Origin of the sequence: Paenibacillus glycinis (assembly GCF_009909185.1) — a bacterium.
Lineage (GTDB): Bacteria > Bacillota > Bacilli > Paenibacillales > Paenibacillaceae > Paenibacillus_Z > Paenibacillus_Z glycinis.
In genome coordinates, this window is record NZ_JAAAMV010000032.1 from 60,636 (window position 1) to 77,093 (window position 16,458).

Genomic DNA, 16,458 nt, shown 5'->3' on the forward strand with positions numbered 1-16,458 from the left:
CTTCTCTCCTTCTTTTTGTTATCCCTTCATGCCCGATAGCTGGATCCCTTGGATGAGCTCCTTCTCCCCGTTTAAGAAGACGAAAAGCATTGGCGCCATATACAGCACTCCGGCGGAGAAGGCGACACCTTGCTGGCCGTCGACGATTCGCGAGAGAAACAGCGATAGCGGCTGCTTCAGCGGGTCTTGCAAAAATAGAAGCGGCTGCTCCACCATATTCCAATTGTCCACGAAGGCGAGCATGAACAGCGCCGCGATGCCCGGCATCGCCAACGGAACGACGATCCTTGCAAAGATAAAAGCCTGCCCGGCTCCGTCGATCTTAGCCGCCTCGATATACGCCCGGGGGACATGGCTCAAGAACTGCCGCAACAGGAACACCCCGAATGCGGAGAAGATGCCGGGCAATATGATCGCCGCGGCGCAGTTCAACAGCCCCAATTTGTCGAGCGCGATATAGTTCGGCACGAGCGTTACCTGGAACGGCATGAGCATCGTCACGACATAAACGAGAAACAGCTTATCCCGCCCGGGGAAATGCAGTTTGGCGAACGCGTACGCCGCCATAGCCGATACTGCGGCCTGTCCGAGCACGATCGGCAGGACGAGCCCCGCCGAATTCCAGAACATCCGCAAATATTGCGGCTGTTCAAGCAGAATCGCTTTGTACTGCTCCAGGCTCACCCGGTCGGGTATCCACTTCAGATTGGCAAATACGCCTTGAGCGGCGTCCGGTCCGATCGCCCCGTAATCGATCGCGATCTCGGTCTGGCTCATGAACGAATTGGTGAAGGTGACGATGAACGGAACGAGCATCAGAAAGGCGAGGGCGCAGAGTGCTGCAACAAGCCCATACTGCAGCGCGCGATTGTTCATAAGCGGACCTCCTGTCATTCAACTGCATCGCGGAACTTTCGCTCCGCGCGCAGCAGCAGTGCCGCCAGCAGCGCGACGGCCGCCGCCATTACGTAAGCCGCTGCTATAAGATTTTGGTAATCCAGCGCTTGAAATTGATTGTTCATGTAATGCTGCAACTGATAGATGTCGCTCTGCGGGTAATCGCCGGCGATCAGATACGTCTCGCGGAATAGCTTGAACACGTTCATAAGTGACATCATCAGAACGAACACCGTCGTCGGCGTCAAATAGACGAGCGTGACGGAGCGGAATTTGCGGACCGTTCCGGCTCCGTCGATCGAGGCCGCCTCGTAGTATTCCTGCGGAATGCTCTGCAGCCCGGCGAGATAGAGAATCATCATGTAGCCGGCGTTCTTCCAGACATAGGCAGCGACAATGATGAGCCTCGCCCAGCCGCTCTGCATCCAATCGACCGGGGCGGCTGCCGCGGCATGCATCAGGGCGTTGATCCAGCCCTGGCGGTCGAAGAGCACCTGCCACACCATTACCACGGACGCCACCGGTATGACGAGTGGCATGACATAGGCGGTGCGGAGCCACCTGCGCAGCGGCAGCCTGCGGTTCAGCACAATCGCAAGCACGAGCGAGAACGTCATAAGGACGGGGACGCCAACAGCGACGAACCAGCCCGTATTCCGCGCCGCCCTGCGAAACGAGCTGCTGGCGAGTACCTCCCGGTAGTTGGCAAGGCCGGCGAAATGGCCGTTCACCGGGCTGTCGACCAGCGAATAGTACATTCCGGCCGCGAACGGAATGAGAAAAAAGACCGAAAATCCAATCACGCTCGGAGCCAAAAACACGGCTGCGGCAGCGCCGTCCGAGCGTCTCAAGCGCCGCAGCCTTAGTAATAGCATATTGACTCTCCTTTCTAACCGGTCAATTGACCTGTACCGTTAGGGTAAAGGCGCAATGTGACGGTCATGTGACAAACCGTCGTTTTTCTGCTTAAATAAAGAACATGAATTTTTATCAGGAAATGGGACCGGGAGGCGGTTGTGTTGACACGCGTCATGATTGTCGAAGATGAAGCCCGTTTGCGGGAGCTGCTTTACGATTATTTGTCAGAGGAAGGGTTCGAGGTGGCGGAGGCGAGGAACGGCAGCGAGGCGCTGGAGCGGTTCGCGCAAACCCCGGCTGATGCGGTTATTCTCGACATCATGATGCCGTTTCTGGACGGTTACGCTGTCTGCAGGGAAATTCGAAAACGCTCGAACGCAGTGATTGTCATGCTGACGGCCAGGTCAGAGGAGATGGATAAGCTATACGGTTACGAGCTCGGCGCCGACGACTACGTCACGAAACCGTTCAGTGCCAAAGTACTGATTGCCAAGGTAAGGGCGCTACTGAAGCGAGCCGGCGCGGGCGCGGGGGAGGAGCCGGGCTTCCGGCTGGAAGGACTCGAAATTCGCGAGCGCGCCTGCGAGATGTATGTGGACAATGAGCCTGTTAGCCTGACGCCGAAGGAATTCGAGCTGCTGCTCCATCTGGTCAAGAACCGGAACATTGTCCTCTCCCGAGACGCCATTCTCGATCAGGTATGGGGGATCGAGTATGACGGCGACGGACGCACGGTAGATACCCATATCAAGCGGCTGCGCCAAAAAATGCACCGCTATGCGGCGCATATCGCCACAGTCCGCGGCAACGGCTACGTCTTCCGGGTGAAGCTATGAGGATGAGAAGTATCTCCTTCAAACTGTTCGCCGTCTCCAGCCTTGCGCTGATCGGATTGATCACGGTCATGATGCTGCTGCAGCTCTTCTTCTTCGAGCGGTATTACGACTATCAGAAAAGCGCTGCTTTCCACCGCCGGTTTCTGGAGCTTTCGGAGAGCCTGCGCAATACGTCTCCGGCTTCGATGCAAATTCCGGATTCGTTCGCCCCATTCGAGAGCAAATATTACGCCCTTGCGGCGATTGGTTCGATTCAAGGCGGACGGTTGATGCTGAGTCTCGGCAAGGGAAGCATCGATGACGGCCGCGACAATGTCGTGCGTAAAATGATTAACGTGATGCCGAAGTCCGGACAGGGCGGGGGTGCGACGCTGCCGGACAAGTTGCTGTACACAGCCATACCAAACCCCGAGCTGGCAAATCTGACTCACGCGTTGTCAACCTGGATGCACGATACAGCCGGATTTAATGCCGTGATGAAGGACGGCAAGCCGTATTTTCTGCGGACGAACCCGGCCAGTGCTGAAGCAGGAAGCTCGAAGCAGCTTGTCGCCGTCGCTCCGCTTGGAGCCGCTGAGGGCGAAGGCAGATTCATGATCGCCGTCTCCTCGCTGCAACCGGTCGGAGATGCGACGGCGGTGTTTCGCAGCTTTTATCTGTACCTGTACGCGATTGCAATCGCGCTTATCCTGCTGCTAGTCTCACTGTACTCGAGGATGATTACGAGGCCGCTGCGCATGCTGAACAAGGTGGCGCTGAAGATGGCGCGGATGGACTTTTCGCAGAGGAGCGCGATCCGGCGCAGGGACGAGATCGGCAATTTGTCGGATACGCTCAATTTTCTCTCGGTCAACCTGAAGGCAGCGCTGGAGGAGCTTCAGTCCGCCAACGACAAGCTACAGGAGGATGTGGACAAGGAGCGGCGTCTCGAGCGGCTCCGGCGGGAATTCGTCGCCGGCGTCTCGCACGAGCTGAAGACCCCGCTCAGTCTGATCAGCGGCTACGCAGAGGGGCTAATCGACGATGTGCAGCAAGGGAGAAAACGCGAGCGGTATGCTGGAATTATCCGCGAGGAAGCGTCGCGCATGGCGGAGATGGTAGGAGATATGCTCGACCTGTCGCAGCTGGAAGCCGGGCAGTATCGGTTGGATCCGGAGCGATTTGCCCTGGATGAGCTGCTCCGCTTCGCCGCCGACCGGCACGAGCCGATGCTTGCAGATATAGAAGTCGAGCTTGCGCTGTTGCCGGTCTACGTCAATGCCGACAAACTGCGAATTAGCCAGGTGATAGACAATATGCTGAATAATGCGGCACGCCACACAGCCCCCGGCGGGCGGATCCGGGTTGCGATGCGGGACGCAACGGTGAACCGCGTGGAGGTAAGCGTGTGGAACGAGGGACGACCGATTCCGGAGGCGCTGCTGGATGGCATCTGGTCCCCTTTTTATAAAGCGGAGCATGGGGGAGGAGAGGGGAAGCCGGGTCGGGCTGACTTTCCCCAAGGCTCGGGTCTCGGTTTGTCCATCGTCAAACAAATTTTGCTGCTCCACGGTAGTGAATACGGCGTACGCAACGAAAAGGGCGGCGTACGGTTTTTTTTCACGCTGATTCGGGCGCTTTAGCGTGGTTATTATATACAACTTTTTGTCCTTCTCAAAAGACAAGAAATTGAAACCTTCTTAAGGGTCGGCTTCATGGAAGGCGGTACTTGAAAAGCCTTCGATCGAATACGTTGATCGATATGTGTCTAAATTTACAATATAAGCTATAAGTCCGATAGCTCCAAACATACAAAAAAACCAAACATACAAAAAACCAACGTCGTTGCAGATGGTTTTTTGTATGTTTGAGACAATAATGAATAGTTCGGTAAGCCAGCGAGGCATGCAGCAGCGAGGGGAATGATATCAAGTTCTTGTCATTTATGTTATCAAGTTCTTGTCATGTCCTTTCCAAAAGACAAGAAATTGTATTGTTTCCAATAATGTACGCTAAGAAGATACCTTCAATGCAGCTGCTAAAAGATACAGATTATTGGTCTAATTAACATGATACAATACATTTTTATATCCCAACATTCGGCTGACGTTACATGTTACTGTTTGAACAAAGAGATGCGAAAAACAGTCACAAACTGAATACAAAAGTAACTTTGTTTAAATCGGCCGACTTTGTTCAACAGGCAGCAATGTTAGGAGCCTGTGGTAAATAAAGGTTATTACTGCATGGAAACGGTTTGAGATCGCAAGCTCGATAGACAAAGGTTAACTTTATGAGCCATCTGAGGCTTGTATGAAAGCGTGATAATTGCTTCCGGGAAGATGATAAAGACGAAGAGCTGCCGCATACGCCGGCACTACAGCCGATGCCTGCCCGGAATCGCCGTCTAATCGGTATAATTGGAACAGGTTAATTATGCTCGAACAATCTATGACCATGATTGACCTGTTTTGTTATATTTGCAGACTGATTCTAATTCTAAATCAAGTCTTTGGCATGATGTTCAATACTTATATCGTCTAAATTGCCTTTCTCGTCCTTCAAAACGTGGATCAAATATGCTTCTCCTGATCGAAAAGCTTTAAAAATCAGATGTTCTCTGTCGATGAGTATAGTTTCATGACCGCATTCTTTCAGGCATACTTCAACATCATGCAAAGTCGGCATTTGGTTTTCTTCCAGAAAGACGATTCCTCTCAGCAAAGAAGTTTTGTCTCGGTGAATAACTTTAAAATGGATGAACTTTTCTTTTATCATGGTAACGTTCACTCCTTCTCTCGTGTGATGCTCTGTATGTTCATATTAATGTGTCTACGTTCAAATTGGTTATCGGGGAGTTCGCTGATCTTTGAAGTGCAAAATCCCTATTTTAAGCCCTTGTAAGTGCGAAAATTGGCGCAAGCAGTGACTTTTATCGCCTAAGGTTCATCGCACTGACGTTGGAGGTCGTGGAGTTATGGCCGTACGAGCGCAGCCGAGCGCGTTAACGACGGCTGGTTCGTGTTGTAAATATCGCCGATCGCGCCATGGGTCGATGGGAATTGACGATGACGCGGCCGGTCTGCAGACGGTTGGAGAAATCTTGAATAATGTCTGGATCGTTCGAGTGGATAACCGAAGAATGGTCCATGCCGCCGAATTTGACGATTTCAATCGCCCGCTCGACGCCCTGCTTTCACCGTGTAGCAGGCCAACACCGGACTCAGCTTCTCGGCTGAAAGCGGGAACGGTTCGACTACGCCGCTAAGCTCCGCTACCAGTATCTTTGTATTCGATGGAACTTCGCTGCCGGCAATTGCAGCGATTTTGGTCGCGGGCTGCTCGACGATTACCGCGCTTACCGCGCACTTCTCGGGATTGATAACCAGACTGTATACCGCCTCTCTTGCTGAATTGTGCAGTTGGCGTCGTCGCCCAACTGGTCTGATTATTCAAGGTTTGTAGGCGATGCATTCGGGGTGCCTCTCGCGTTGAAGCGCTGGTCGCTTTCTCCTGGAATCCACATATCTCGGCTTATGGATATTCGGTTGGGAGAGGCTTCCGAAAAAAATCCATTTTGCGTGCATCTGGCTTGTAGCGATAGGAACGACGATATCGGCGTATTGGATATTGCTTGTGAATTCCTTCATGCAAGAGCCGCTTGGCGTTACCGTGCGCAACGGAGGGCTGAAATGACCAGCATTTGGGCGCTGATGACGAATCCGCAGCCTAGAGTGGAGTTTCCGCATGTCGTGCTCAAGGACATGCCCCCTATCAGAAAATTCATACCCTCATCCTCTTTCTGCCCGCCTCTTTGTTTATCGGGGGATTTCCTGATCTTCCGGCGGGAACATCCCTACCTTGGAATAAGAACATCTCTCCGGCATTCTTCGAATTCCTTAGACCAAAGATCAGGAAATCGGCCTCACCAAATCAGTAGTAATCCCGATAACAGACCGCTTCCATTGCCGATATGATAAAAACAAATAGAACTTAAGGAGCTGGTCGAAATGATTATGAATTGGCTTAGAGGGAACCGTTACGCAGCCATTCTGCTTACCTTACTGAGAGTATACGTAGGTTGGGAGTGGATGACAGCCGGCTGGCATAAGCTCACGGGAGATAAGGCATTCGATGCGGCGGGTTTCATTCAGGGGGCGATTAGCAAGCCTGTAGTCGATATGGGAACTCATGAGAACATATATCCCAACTTCGTATGGTTTCTCTCCCATATTGCGCTGCCGCATGTCGGGCAGTTCAACGTCCTTGTGCCATGGGGAGAGTTTCTGGTTGGCCTCGGGCTTATTGTCGGCGGTTTGACAACAGCCGCTGCATTCTTCGGTCTGCTGATGAATTTCATGTTTATGTTCGCAGGTACGGTCTCGATGAACCCTTGGCTCGTGCTGCTTGGCGTCATCCTTCTCATAGCGGGGGCCAATGCAGGGCGTGTCGGAGCGGATCACTATTTGCTGCCGGTTACCCGCCAAGCTGTTAATCGTCTAAAACACGTTCAAATCAAGAAGAAATTCAAAAAAATACCTATGTAATGAAGAGGGAAGGGAGACGTGAGGAACATGGGACCGGATGAAATCGTGACAAGTGTGGACCCAAAGCCGATTATGCTGCAGTTGCTTGAAACTTTACAGGCTGAGCACTTTGAGCTGGCGCAGCAGTTCAATCAGTATTATATAAAAGTATCCGAAGCGGACGGTAATAACGGCTTCCACGATGAGGAACGGAAGGTGTTGATTCACTCACTGCGGGAGCGTGTCCGTGAATTCGTCAAGATGATGGAGCGGCATGTCGCCAACGAAAACGAGAAACTGTTCCCAAGTCTGGCTGCATGCTTCACGGAGGAAGAGGTCGTACCGTCATTCCGCTTTTCTTCCCTGCTCATGGAACAATATTTTTGCTCCGCACGCTCGTATTTGAAGCTGTTTCTCGATGTGTCGGAACCCGGAAGCGATCAGTTGACAAAGAAAGAACTGAATCGAACGATATCACTCTTGCGGGAAGGGCTGATCTTGTTAACGGAGTATTTCAAGATCGAGAAGCAGCTCGTTCTACAGCAAGCGGCACAAAAGCTGCAAACAAAAGACGTCAGCATTTCAAGCGCGAAGGAAGGCGGATGAGAGCAATGGCTATCAGCAATTTTATAGGATATTGGTTGCTTACGACGGATCGGAGATGGCTGAGAAATCGCTCAGGCAAGCGATAAAGCTTACGATGCACAACAATAGGGCAGAGCTGCACGTGCTGCATGCGATCTAAGACGCCGATTTTTGAAGAGACTGCATACAGGGAAGTCGGTGGAATGAATTATTTGCGGAAAAGCGCGGAATCGATGATGAGAGAAGTGGAAGAATCGCTAGAAGGCTTAAGGAATCCGGTGTTCATTCGAATCGTTGAAGGGCGTCCGGATAAGAAAATCATTGAATACGCGGAGAGACATCATATTGATTTGATTCTAATGGGCAGCAGGGGATTGAGCGGATTGAAAGAACTGGTCCTTGGAAGCGTCAGCCATTATGTGGTACGGCATGCTAACGTTCCGGTTTTTATTTATAAATAAGCTGTAGAATGAAGGACGAGCGCCAGTATGCATTCGGCGCTCCTTCAGGCTTAGAATGACTTCGGACAAACAAGGACGACACGCGTGCCCTGACCCGGCAAGGAATCAATCGTTAGCTCTCCGCCGACCCCTCTTGCACGCTCCTCCATGCTGAATAAGCCGACTCCTTTCATTTTTTGATTCCGGATAAAACCTTTGCCTGTATCTTCAATTTGAACCTCCACTTGGCTCTCGGACTCAATCAACCGGACCTCTGCGGAAGAAACATCGGCATACTTGCTAATATTCGTCAACGCTTCCTGGATGACGCGGTAGATGGTCGTCTCGGTTGAGGCGTTCAGACGTTTACGCAAATTGGATTCGAATTTGACCTGTATGGCAGAGTGCTGGGTGAAGTTCTCGATATAGGTGCGGATGGCAGGGACGACGCCTAAATCATCAAGCACGGACGGGCGCAGCTCCCAAGCCAGGCTGCGAACCTCCTCTATTACGGAGGAGACGCTTCGGCGAAGCCTTTCGAGCTCGGGGTTGCCCTTATCCGCGATGATTCGATCCAGCTGGATAAGGAGGGAGAACATGTTCTGGCCGACACCATCGTGAAGCTCGCGGGAAATGCGCTTACGTTCTTCTTCCTGGATCTGCATGACCTTCGTCATAAGAAGCTTCAGCTCTTCCTCGATTCGTTTAAGCTCCGTCACTTCGTTTCGAATCGCCAAGTATTGATACGGGTGTCCGAATTCATCAATGAAAGGGACAATTGTTGTGTTGACCCAGTAATAGGTGCCGTCCTTCGCTTTGTTCCGGATGTCGCCCTTCCACACTTGGCCGGCGGAAATTGTTCCCCATAACTCCCGGAAGAAACCTTTGTCATGGTATCCCGAATTAATAATTCGATGATCCTTCCCAAGCAACTCTTTGCGGGCATATTTGGAGATTTCGCAGAATTTGTCATTTACATAAAGAATGACGCCGCGCGCGTCCGTCACGACGACAATGGAGGATTCATCCAGGGCGAACCTGATATCGTTCAGCTGTTTGAGCGATTGCTGAAGGTGGTGGCGGAATGGAGTTTCTTCCAGCTGTGCTTCGATTTGTTCGAGAAGCTCTCCGACATTTTGTCCGATTACCGAGGAGAAGAATCTGTTCACTTCTTTATTCAAAGTTCAACAGCCCTTTCTTCATCGCAAATTTGACCAATTCCGGTCTTGTCTTCAGGTTGAGCTTTTCCATCAGGTTGCTCTTATGCGATTCCACCGTTTTGACGCTGATAATCAGATGCTCGGCGATTTCCTTATTGGAATAGCCTTTGGCGATCCAGCTTAAAATTTCTTTCTCCCGTTCGGATAATGAGTTGAACGTGCTGGAGCTTTCACCATGCTTGGCTCTGTCCAAATATTCGCTCATGAGCCGCTTGGTCGCTGTGGGATAGAGGTAGGCATCCCCTTGGGCAATCGTTTGAATCGCGTTTATCAATTCTTCGTGGGGCGTATTCTTTAATATATAGCCGGATGCGCCGGCATGAATCGCTCTGAACAAATACTCATCGTCATCATGCATGGTCAACACAAGGATGGAACACGCTGGAAGGAGCTTCTTCAGCTCGGAAGTTGCTGTGAGGCCGTCTTTGCCGTGAGGCATGCTTAAATCCATAAGAACGACATCCGGTACAAGGCTGAGCGCTTTCGCGATGCCTTCATCGCCATCCGCGGCTTCCCCGATGACTTCCATGCCGTTGTTCGCATTTATGAGTGTCCTTAATCCGGATCTTACAATTGCGTGATCGTCGACGATTAAAATTTTTATCATGATGCGCCTCCCGATAGTAGCTTTTTAACTAACCGTATGCTGCTTGTTATTTTCTTAGCTCCTCGCGATTCATTTGAGAAAGCATAGCGTTCAACCGATTTGCTGCCTCCGTGATCAATGTCATATCAATCTTTTCATATATGCGGTCGCAGCGGTCCCCAATTAAGAGCGCGCCCTGAGCTTCGCTGCAAATTGTAATAGGAACCGCTAGTGCTGATTTCAAATGCTCCACGCTCATGATGGCATATTCGTGTAGAAGCCTGGTTCTCTCCGCAATACCCATTGCTGCATCGACGCGGACGGAGCGACCGAGCTTTATGACGAGTCCAGCAATGTCGTGGTTCGGTCGAATAAGCAGATCCTTATAGCGCTGGCTTTGGTTGCCGCATACAAATGCCCATCGGATGCGGGTCGGTTCGTACTCTTGCAGAGCCAACGCGCAGTAATCGCTACTTGTCTCGATGCGGACTGTAATTAATTCATGTTGGATTTGTTCATGTAATGGGCTCATTACGTATAGTCACCTCATTTCCATAAGGCATAGAGCGTGTTGCAGGGCTACTATAAGTATATTGGTTTCTGCTGTAATTGTAAGTCAGGGAATCCCCTGAATCTATGAACGCAAGGCTTTCATCCATATCAGGGAAAGCTTCGTGCCGCGGGTGCTATTTCCTGAATCCATGTTCAGGAGTTCTTCCCCCCATTATCCGTGTTTCTCCCGATAACAAGAAGAGCTGGCCGGCGGTATGATGGAATCAACAAATAACGAGGAGCTGGTTGAAATGATGAAATGGCTGAGAGAAAATCGATATGCGGCTGTCTTACTGACTTTAGTTCGATTCTATGTAGGCTGGGAATGGCTGACGGCAGGCTGGCACAAGATCAACGGCGGCAAGGCATTCGACGCGGCAGGCTTTGTCCAAGGGGCGATAGCGAAGCCGGTCCTGGACAGCAAGAGTCACGAGGCGGTATATCCTCATTTCGTAGCTTTTCTCAAGCACGTCGCCTTGCCGAATGTGAAGCTCTTTAATGTCATTGTGCCATGGGGCGAATTGTTAGTAGGTGCGGGTTTGCTGCTGGGAGCGTTAACGACGACCGCTGTACTGTTTGGCTTGCTGATGAACTTTATGTACATGTTTGCTGGTACGGTTTCGACTAACCCTTGGCTGATTCTTCTTGGTTTCATCATTGTCGCCGCGGGGGCCAATGCGGGTAAGTTCGGGGTGGATCATTATATCCTTCCATATCTCCACGAACGCCTTAAGAAGCATGACCGCCGGGTACCGAAGCTTCATACGAAAGGACGCTTGCATTCGTAAGATTTAACGGTATACTACATTCCTTAATAAGGAGCGATTTACATGACATATACTGAAATTCTAGTTGCTTACGACGGCTCAAAACAATCGGACAATGCATTAGAGCAAGCTATGTTACTTGCACGCGATAAACCGTTACACAACAGTATTCTGCTTGAATTACTATGACTTTGGATATAGACAGAGTTGGATAACCGGGAAAGGTAGATTGGGCAGAGATTCGATTCTAGTGGAGCAATACGTAAATATAAAAAATTACAACGATGAAATATAAAATGAAAGTGCCCACCTGCACAAGGTGGGCACTTTTTTTATTTGTTGCTTCTGGATGATTCACTGGCTTTTTGATCGGGGGTTACTTATGTTTTTTCGTGTGAGTTGAGACATATATACGTATGCATAAATATACATTTTACCTGTGGCGGATATTCTCATCAATTATGAATAGCGGTGGTTTCCTGAGTGTTCGAACTAATACTTCTCTCACTAATTATGAAAACGACTTTTGATAAATCAACGTTTTCTTATGTGTTTTCTCATTAATTCTGACACACACACAAAAAATGATGTGCTAAATACAAGCATTTATCTGTTGAGGCGATCGATGGACTGCTTACCCTGCAGAATTTTTCAACTGCAAAAAGCAGGATTTGAGGCAAGTCAAGTGCTCTTTTTTGTCATCATCAAATTTTTAATTTCTTCCAAAAACCATTTATGAAATGACATTTTTAATAAAAATACATGAGCGTATACTACTTTACATGAGATCTCTGTTTAAGATTACCGACAGAGGACTCCTTCCGAATCGCATTTGTGCTGAGCGGAGACCACATGGCCGTAGAGAATGATTTCAAGGAACAATGGGTGTCGATTCATAATTGGGATTACAGGGACAAGACTACGCATCCATAGCAGCCAGGCACAGTGGCGAAGACAGCTTCTAGGAGGAGGTCAATATGTAACGATTGATTCAATAGGGTGATTCAGTAATGAACCATTCAAATTTAATTAATTTGAAAGCGCTTTCCAGCAATGAGAAGAGTAGACTGTCAATTACAGAAGGAGGTTGTATGATGAAAAAAATCAAAAAATCCAATCATGTCTTGTTTTGCGTTTCGATTGTATTTTGCTTGATCGTATCTTTGCCCGGACTAGCAAATGCTGCTCCAATTCACGCTGGTCCGCAATTCGTGGATGGCTACTATGCAGATCCTGACGTACAGATTTATAATGGCACCTATTGGGTGTATCCGACTCGTTCGACTCAAGTCGGCGAATCCGACACCGGCGCGAAATCCGTGGACCTCTTTTCTTCAACGGATATGGTCAATTGGACAAAATACTCGAATGTCATAAGTTCGGCCAATATATCATGGTTGCAACATTCATTGTGGGCGCCGAGCGGAGCTTATCGCAACGGGAAGTACTACCTCTATTTTGCTGCCAACGCAATCAATGGCGATGGTCAATTAGGCGGAATAGGCGTTGCAGTCGCCGATAATCCGCAAGGTCCATATACCGATGCGATCGGCGCCCCCCTTATCAACGTCGTACGAAACGGCGCAGGCCCAATGGATCAAGACGTATTTATAGATGATGACGGTCAAGCGTACATGTATTACGGCAGCTGGGGCGAGTGTAATGTTGTAAAACTTAACGCGGACATGAAGTCTTTGGGAACATGGTCTGACGGAACCGTCTATAAGAAAGTCACGCCCGCTAAAACGGGCGATAATGATTATTTTGAGGCGCCTAAAGTGTTCAAGAGAAACGGGACATACTATTTGACTTATGCTGCGGGCGTTTGGGCAGATTCATCTTATAAGGTCATGTATGCAACGTCCAGCTCTGTAACGGGACCATTCGTACCGCAAGGTATTATGCTGCATACCGATACGACTACAGCAGATGGCCCTGGTCATAACGGTATTGTTCAATCACCCGCTACAAATGATTGGTACATTTTTTACCATAAGCGTTATCTGAGCAGTTCGCAACGCGTACTGGCATTCGATAAATTTGAGTTTAATGCCGACAATACGATTAAACCAATCGAAATGGCAGAAGAAGATACCTTCGATGACGGTACCGATACGGGATGGACCAAATATGGCGGCGCATGGACCGTATCCGGCGGCCAGTATAGCGTAGCGTCAAATCCGGGTGCCAAGGCGCTGTTGGATACCAATTTCTCGGACGTGATTTATGAAGCCGATGTGACGCCGGGGTCAACCGGCAATGCGGGTCTGGTATTTAGAGTATCCAATCCTGGAACGGGTACGGATGCTTACCAAGGCTACTATGCCGGGCTCGATGTTCCCAATCAGAAGGTTTTGATCGGAAAGGCTAACAACAACTGGACCTCGCTTTCCGCTGCTTCTATGAGCTTAACGGCGAATACAAAGTATCATGTTAAAATTGTCGCACAAGATGCTTCCATTAAGGTCTATGTTGATGATATGACGATACCTAAGATTAGCGTAACGGATTCAACCTATATCGGGGGCAGCGTAGGTGTCAGAACCTATGATTCAGCTGCCAAGTTTGATAATATTTCCGTTCAAAGCAGCCGCTATGAAACAGAAAATCTATTCGTAAGCGCAACCTCAGGCGACAAACACAGCATGTTTGGGAATGGAACCGGTCGAGACCTCAATTTGAGCGGCGGATTTGGAACTGCACTGGACGCCAATGCAGTCAACGACTTTGTGACATACACGGTGAACGTGCCCGAAGCGCGCAGCTATAGTGTAAGGGTCGGCGTGAAAAAGGGAGCGAACCGAGGGCAGTTTCAATTGTCGGTCAACGGTGTCAATCATGGTCTGGTTCAGGATTTATATTCCTCTGCATTTAGCTACGTGGAACTGAATGTAGCTACGATCACCTTCAGCTCGGCAGGCGATAAATCGTTTACGTTTAACGTTGCAGGCAAAAACGGCTCAAGTTCAGACTACGATCTGTCCATGGATTACATTAAACTAGTGCCAAACTGATGCAAAACAGGGGGATACAGTTGAATGCTGAACACAAAGAGTTCAGCGTTCAAAGCGTAATAAAAGCGCAGCTGGACCTGACCCGAAATTCACACCATTTAATTGACTGCCTATAAATATATGGGAAAGAAGTTTTTCTGAAGCCTTGAGCAATCAAGGCTCTTTTTTTATCCGGATTACCGATATCGATACGATTTTAAGTTAGTACCAATTTCATTTAAATGATTACATTTTTATAATTTCCCCGGTAGCTATAATGAAAATATAATAGCTCCTTTATACAGCCGGAGGGATGAGAGAAATGAAAGCGGTTTTAGCACAAGACTACGCTTCAAAAAAGAAGGAAAACAAATTTCTACCCAACATCAAAAGAGACAAATGGTTATACGCTCTCTTGCTGCTGCCCTTTGCATATATCCTGATCTTCCGATATGCCCCGATATACGGCATCGTTATGGCATTCCAGGATTACAACATTTTTGCGGGCATCAAGGGGAGCGAGTGGGTTGGGATGGACGTGTTCCGGTTCATCTTCCAGCAGGACAGCTTCTACCGCGCGCTTAAGAATACGCTGCTTCTGAATGTGTATGACTTGATCGCGGGCTTCCCGGCGCCTATTATACTAGCGGTACTGCTCAATGAAGTGAGAGCGGCAAAATTCAAGAAAATGACGCAAACGGTGTTGTATCTGCCTCACTTTTTGTCCTGGGTTATTATAGGCGGCATGGTCTATCTGATGTTCTCCAATAGCGGGATGGTCAACTCGTTCCTGGCCGACCTCGGCCTTGCAAAAATCGAGTTTCTGTCGCAGAAGGTACCTTGGTTAACGACGTATATCTCCGTTGGCGTATGGCAGCAGATCGGCTGGGGTACGATCATCTACCTGGCGGCCATGACGGGAATCAATAAAGAATTGTATGAAGCCTCCGATATTGACGGCTGCAGCAGACTTCGCAAAGTATGGCATATTACGTTGCCCGGCATGAAATCGACGATTAATATTTTGCTGATTCTCCAGATTGGCAGGATGGTGTCCATCGGCTTCGATCGACCGTTCGTAATGGGCAATTCATTAGTGAACGACTACTCCGACGTTATCAGTACTTTCGTATACAGAGTCGGCATTAGTTCGGGGGATTTCGCCCAGGCAACCGCGGTAGGATTGTTCCAATCCGTCGTTGGCTTGATTCTGCTGATCGGCGCCAACTATATCGCGAAGAAATTAGGTGAGGATGGGATATGGTGAGCATGGCGAGCAGCTTGGGCAAAAAGAAAAAAACGAGCGTGGCGGATATTGTCATTATCGTATTTATCGTGGCTTTATCGTTCACGTGCATCGTTCCGTTCCTCTATATGATTGCGCTTTCCTTAAGCTCCAACGAAGCGATTATTTCTCAAAAGGTAGGGTTGTGGCCGGTAGGCTTCACGCTGGAAACGTACAAAACGATCTTAAGCGACGCGGAGATGCTGTATACGCTTGGTTACAGTATTCTGCTTACGGTATTTTACACCGTGGTGTGTATGTTCCTCACCATTTGCGGAGCGTATCCATTAACGAAAAAAAGGCTGATGGGAAGAAACTTTATGCTGTCCGCGCTAGTCTTCACGATGTACTTCAGCGGCGGTTTGATTCCCTCTTATATATTGGTTAAAAACCTCGGGATGATGAATACGGTTTGGAGTTTGGTGCTGCCGGGCGCCATGAGCGTGTTTAACTTAATCATCCTGAAGACGTTCTTCACCAGCCTTCCGGAAAGCCTGGAAGAATCGGCCGCGATCGACGGCTGCACGGATTTGGGCATTCTGATGAAAATCGTGCTTCCATTGTCGCTGCCCTCTATCGCCACGTTGAGTTTATTTTATGCGGTGGACAGATGGAACGGATTCCAGGATGCGCTGTTCTACATCACGGACAAGAATCTGTATCCGATGCAGATGAAGCTGTACCAGATCATCTCGGCCAATCAGCAGCTGGACAGCCAACAAGGCGGAGAAGGCAGCGCCGGCTCCTTTATCGTGCCGGAGTCGCTGAAGGCGGCCAGCGTTATGTTTACGACCATCCCGATCCTGCTCATCTATCCCAAGCTGCAGAAGTATTTCGTAGACGGCGTGATGACGGGAGCTATTAAGGGCTGATAAGGATAAAGAGCGGATTGAAAGGGGTGATTCCGGGCTGAGCTGGTGGATGTAAAGAGGAT

The 16,458-nt window shown here is 49.4% G+C and carries 17 protein-coding genes and 2 pseudogenes; 12 read left to right on the forward strand and 7 right to left on the reverse strand.

The window, feature by feature from the left end; translation table 11 throughout:
* Positions 1 to 18: 18 nt before the first annotated feature.
* Positions 19 to 876 (reverse strand): carbohydrate ABC transporter permease, encoded by an 858-nt coding sequence (locus tag GT019_RS28715; RefSeq protein WP_161746887.1) that lies wholly within the window; start codon positions 874 to 876, stop codon positions 19 to 21.
* A 14-nt stretch (positions 877 to 890) separates the two neighbouring features.
* Entirely contained in the window at positions 891 to 1,772 is an 882-nt protein-coding gene (locus tag GT019_RS28720; protein ID WP_161746888.1) for a carbohydrate ABC transporter permease, read from the reverse strand.
* Between the two features lie 156 nt (positions 1,773 to 1,928).
* On the opposite strand from GT019_RS28720, the gene GT019_RS28725 reads away from it, so the two are divergent.
* Both GT019_RS28725 and GT019_RS28730 read left to right on the forward strand, forming a co-directional pair.
* On the forward strand, positions 1,929 to 2,591 hold the full coding sequence (locus tag GT019_RS28725) for a response regulator transcription factor (RefSeq protein ID WP_201755639.1): 663 nt from the start codon (positions 1,929 to 1,931) through the stop codon (positions 2,589 to 2,591).
* Between the two features lie 68 nt (positions 2,592 to 2,659).
* Positions 2,660 to 4,213 carry a sensor histidine kinase gene (locus GT019_RS28730; RefSeq protein WP_161746890.1) on the forward strand — a complete coding sequence of 518 codons (1,554 nt, stop codon included), beginning with the start codon at positions 2,660 to 2,662 and terminating at the stop codon, positions 4,211 to 4,213.
* 856 nt (positions 4,214 to 5,069) lie between these two features.
* Here GT019_RS28730 and GT019_RS28735 read toward each other — a convergent pair.
* Together GT019_RS28735 and GT019_RS32160 are read right to left on the reverse strand one after the other, a co-directional pair.
* Positions 5,070 to 5,348, reverse strand: a complete 279-nt coding sequence (locus tag GT019_RS28735) for a hypothetical protein (protein ID WP_161746891.1) — start codon at positions 5,346 to 5,348, stop codon at positions 5,070 to 5,072.
* Positions 5,349 to 5,511: 163 nt separating this feature from the next.
* A pseudogene (locus GT019_RS32160) lies at positions 5,512 to 5,953 on the reverse strand (bifunctional acetaldehyde-CoA/alcohol dehydrogenase); the annotation flags it as partial.
* A 54-nt stretch (positions 5,954 to 6,007) separates the two neighbouring features.
* On the opposite strand from GT019_RS32160, the pseudogene GT019_RS32165 reads away from it, so the two are divergent.
* The 5 genes and pseudogenes from GT019_RS32165 to GT019_RS28760 all read left to right on the forward strand — a co-directional run.
* Positions 6,008 to 6,325, forward strand: a pseudogene (locus tag GT019_RS32165) (cytochrome ubiquinol oxidase subunit I); the annotation flags it as partial.
* 255 nt (positions 6,326 to 6,580) lie between these two features.
* The gene (locus tag GT019_RS28745) at positions 6,581 to 7,117 is read left to right on the forward strand and encodes a DoxX family protein (protein ID WP_161746892.1); all 537 of its coding nucleotides are present in this window, start codon (positions 6,581 to 6,583) and stop codon (positions 7,115 to 7,117) included.
* A 27-nt stretch (positions 7,118 to 7,144) separates the two neighbouring features.
* The gene (locus GT019_RS28750; protein WP_161746893.1) at positions 7,145 to 7,702 is read left to right on the forward strand and encodes a hemerythrin domain-containing protein; all 558 of its coding nucleotides are present in this window, start codon (positions 7,145 to 7,147) and stop codon (positions 7,700 to 7,702) included.
* 31 nt (positions 7,703 to 7,733) lie between these two features.
* Positions 7,734 to 7,841: a universal stress protein gene (locus GT019_RS32745; protein ID WP_161746894.1), complete on the forward strand. Its 108-nt coding sequence runs from the start codon at positions 7,734 to 7,736 to the stop codon at positions 7,839 to 7,841.
* Positions 7,842 to 7,884: 43 nt separating this feature from the next.
* Positions 7,885 to 8,142, forward strand: a complete 258-nt coding sequence (locus tag GT019_RS28760) for a universal stress protein (protein WP_161746895.1) — start codon at positions 7,885 to 7,887, stop codon at positions 8,140 to 8,142.
* A 50-nt stretch (positions 8,143 to 8,192) separates the two neighbouring features.
* Here GT019_RS28760 and GT019_RS28765 read toward each other — a convergent pair whose 3' ends face one another.
* Genes GT019_RS28765 through GT019_RS28775 form a run of 3 tightly spaced genes read right to left on the reverse strand, consistent with a single transcriptional unit; the run spans position 8,193 to position 10,459 of the window.
* Positions 8,193 to 9,302 (reverse strand): PAS domain-containing sensor histidine kinase, encoded by a 1,110-nt coding sequence (locus tag GT019_RS28765; protein ID WP_161746896.1) that lies wholly within the window; start codon positions 9,300 to 9,302, stop codon positions 8,193 to 8,195.
* Positions 9,295 to 9,948 carry a response regulator transcription factor gene (locus GT019_RS28770; RefSeq protein ID WP_161746897.1) on the reverse strand — a complete coding sequence of 218 codons (654 nt, stop codon included), beginning with the start codon at positions 9,946 to 9,948 and terminating at the stop codon, positions 9,295 to 9,297. Before GT019_RS28770 ends, GT019_RS28765 begins: the two co-directional genes overlap by 8 nt.
* A 46-nt stretch (positions 9,949 to 9,994) precedes the next feature.
* Positions 9,995 to 10,459: a GAF domain-containing protein gene (locus GT019_RS28775; RefSeq protein WP_161746898.1), complete on the reverse strand. Its 465-nt coding sequence runs from the start codon at positions 10,457 to 10,459 to the stop codon at positions 9,995 to 9,997.
* A 271-nt stretch (positions 10,460 to 10,730) separates the two neighbouring features.
* On the opposite strand from GT019_RS28775, the gene GT019_RS28780 reads away from it, so the two are divergent.
* The 5 genes from GT019_RS28780 to GT019_RS28800 all read left to right on the forward strand — a co-directional run bounded on the left by GT019_RS28780 (position 10,731) and on the right by GT019_RS28800 (position 16,396).
* Positions 10,731 to 11,267, forward strand: a complete 537-nt coding sequence (locus GT019_RS28780) for a DoxX family membrane protein (protein WP_201755637.1) — start codon at positions 10,731 to 10,733, stop codon at positions 11,265 to 11,267.
* Between the two features lie 42 nt (positions 11,268 to 11,309).
* Entirely contained in the window at positions 11,310 to 11,435 is a 126-nt protein-coding gene (locus GT019_RS32750; protein WP_161746899.1) for a universal stress protein, read from the forward strand.
* A 905-nt stretch (positions 11,436 to 12,340) separates the two neighbouring features.
* Positions 12,341 to 14,260: a family 43 glycosylhydrolase gene (locus GT019_RS28790; RefSeq protein WP_161746900.1), complete on the forward strand. Its 1,920-nt coding sequence runs from the start codon at positions 12,341 to 12,343 to the stop codon at positions 14,258 to 14,260.
* Positions 14,261 to 14,561: 301 nt separating this feature from the next.
* Positions 14,562 to 15,506, forward strand: a complete 945-nt coding sequence (locus GT019_RS28795; protein WP_161746901.1) for an ABC transporter permease — start codon at positions 14,562 to 14,564, stop codon at positions 15,504 to 15,506.
* Positions 15,500 to 16,396 (forward strand): carbohydrate ABC transporter permease, encoded by an 897-nt coding sequence (locus GT019_RS28800; RefSeq protein ID WP_161746902.1) that lies wholly within the window; start codon positions 15,500 to 15,502, stop codon positions 16,394 to 16,396. Before GT019_RS28795 ends, GT019_RS28800 begins: the two co-directional genes overlap by 7 nt.
* Positions 16,397 to 16,458: the final 62 nt, after the last annotated feature.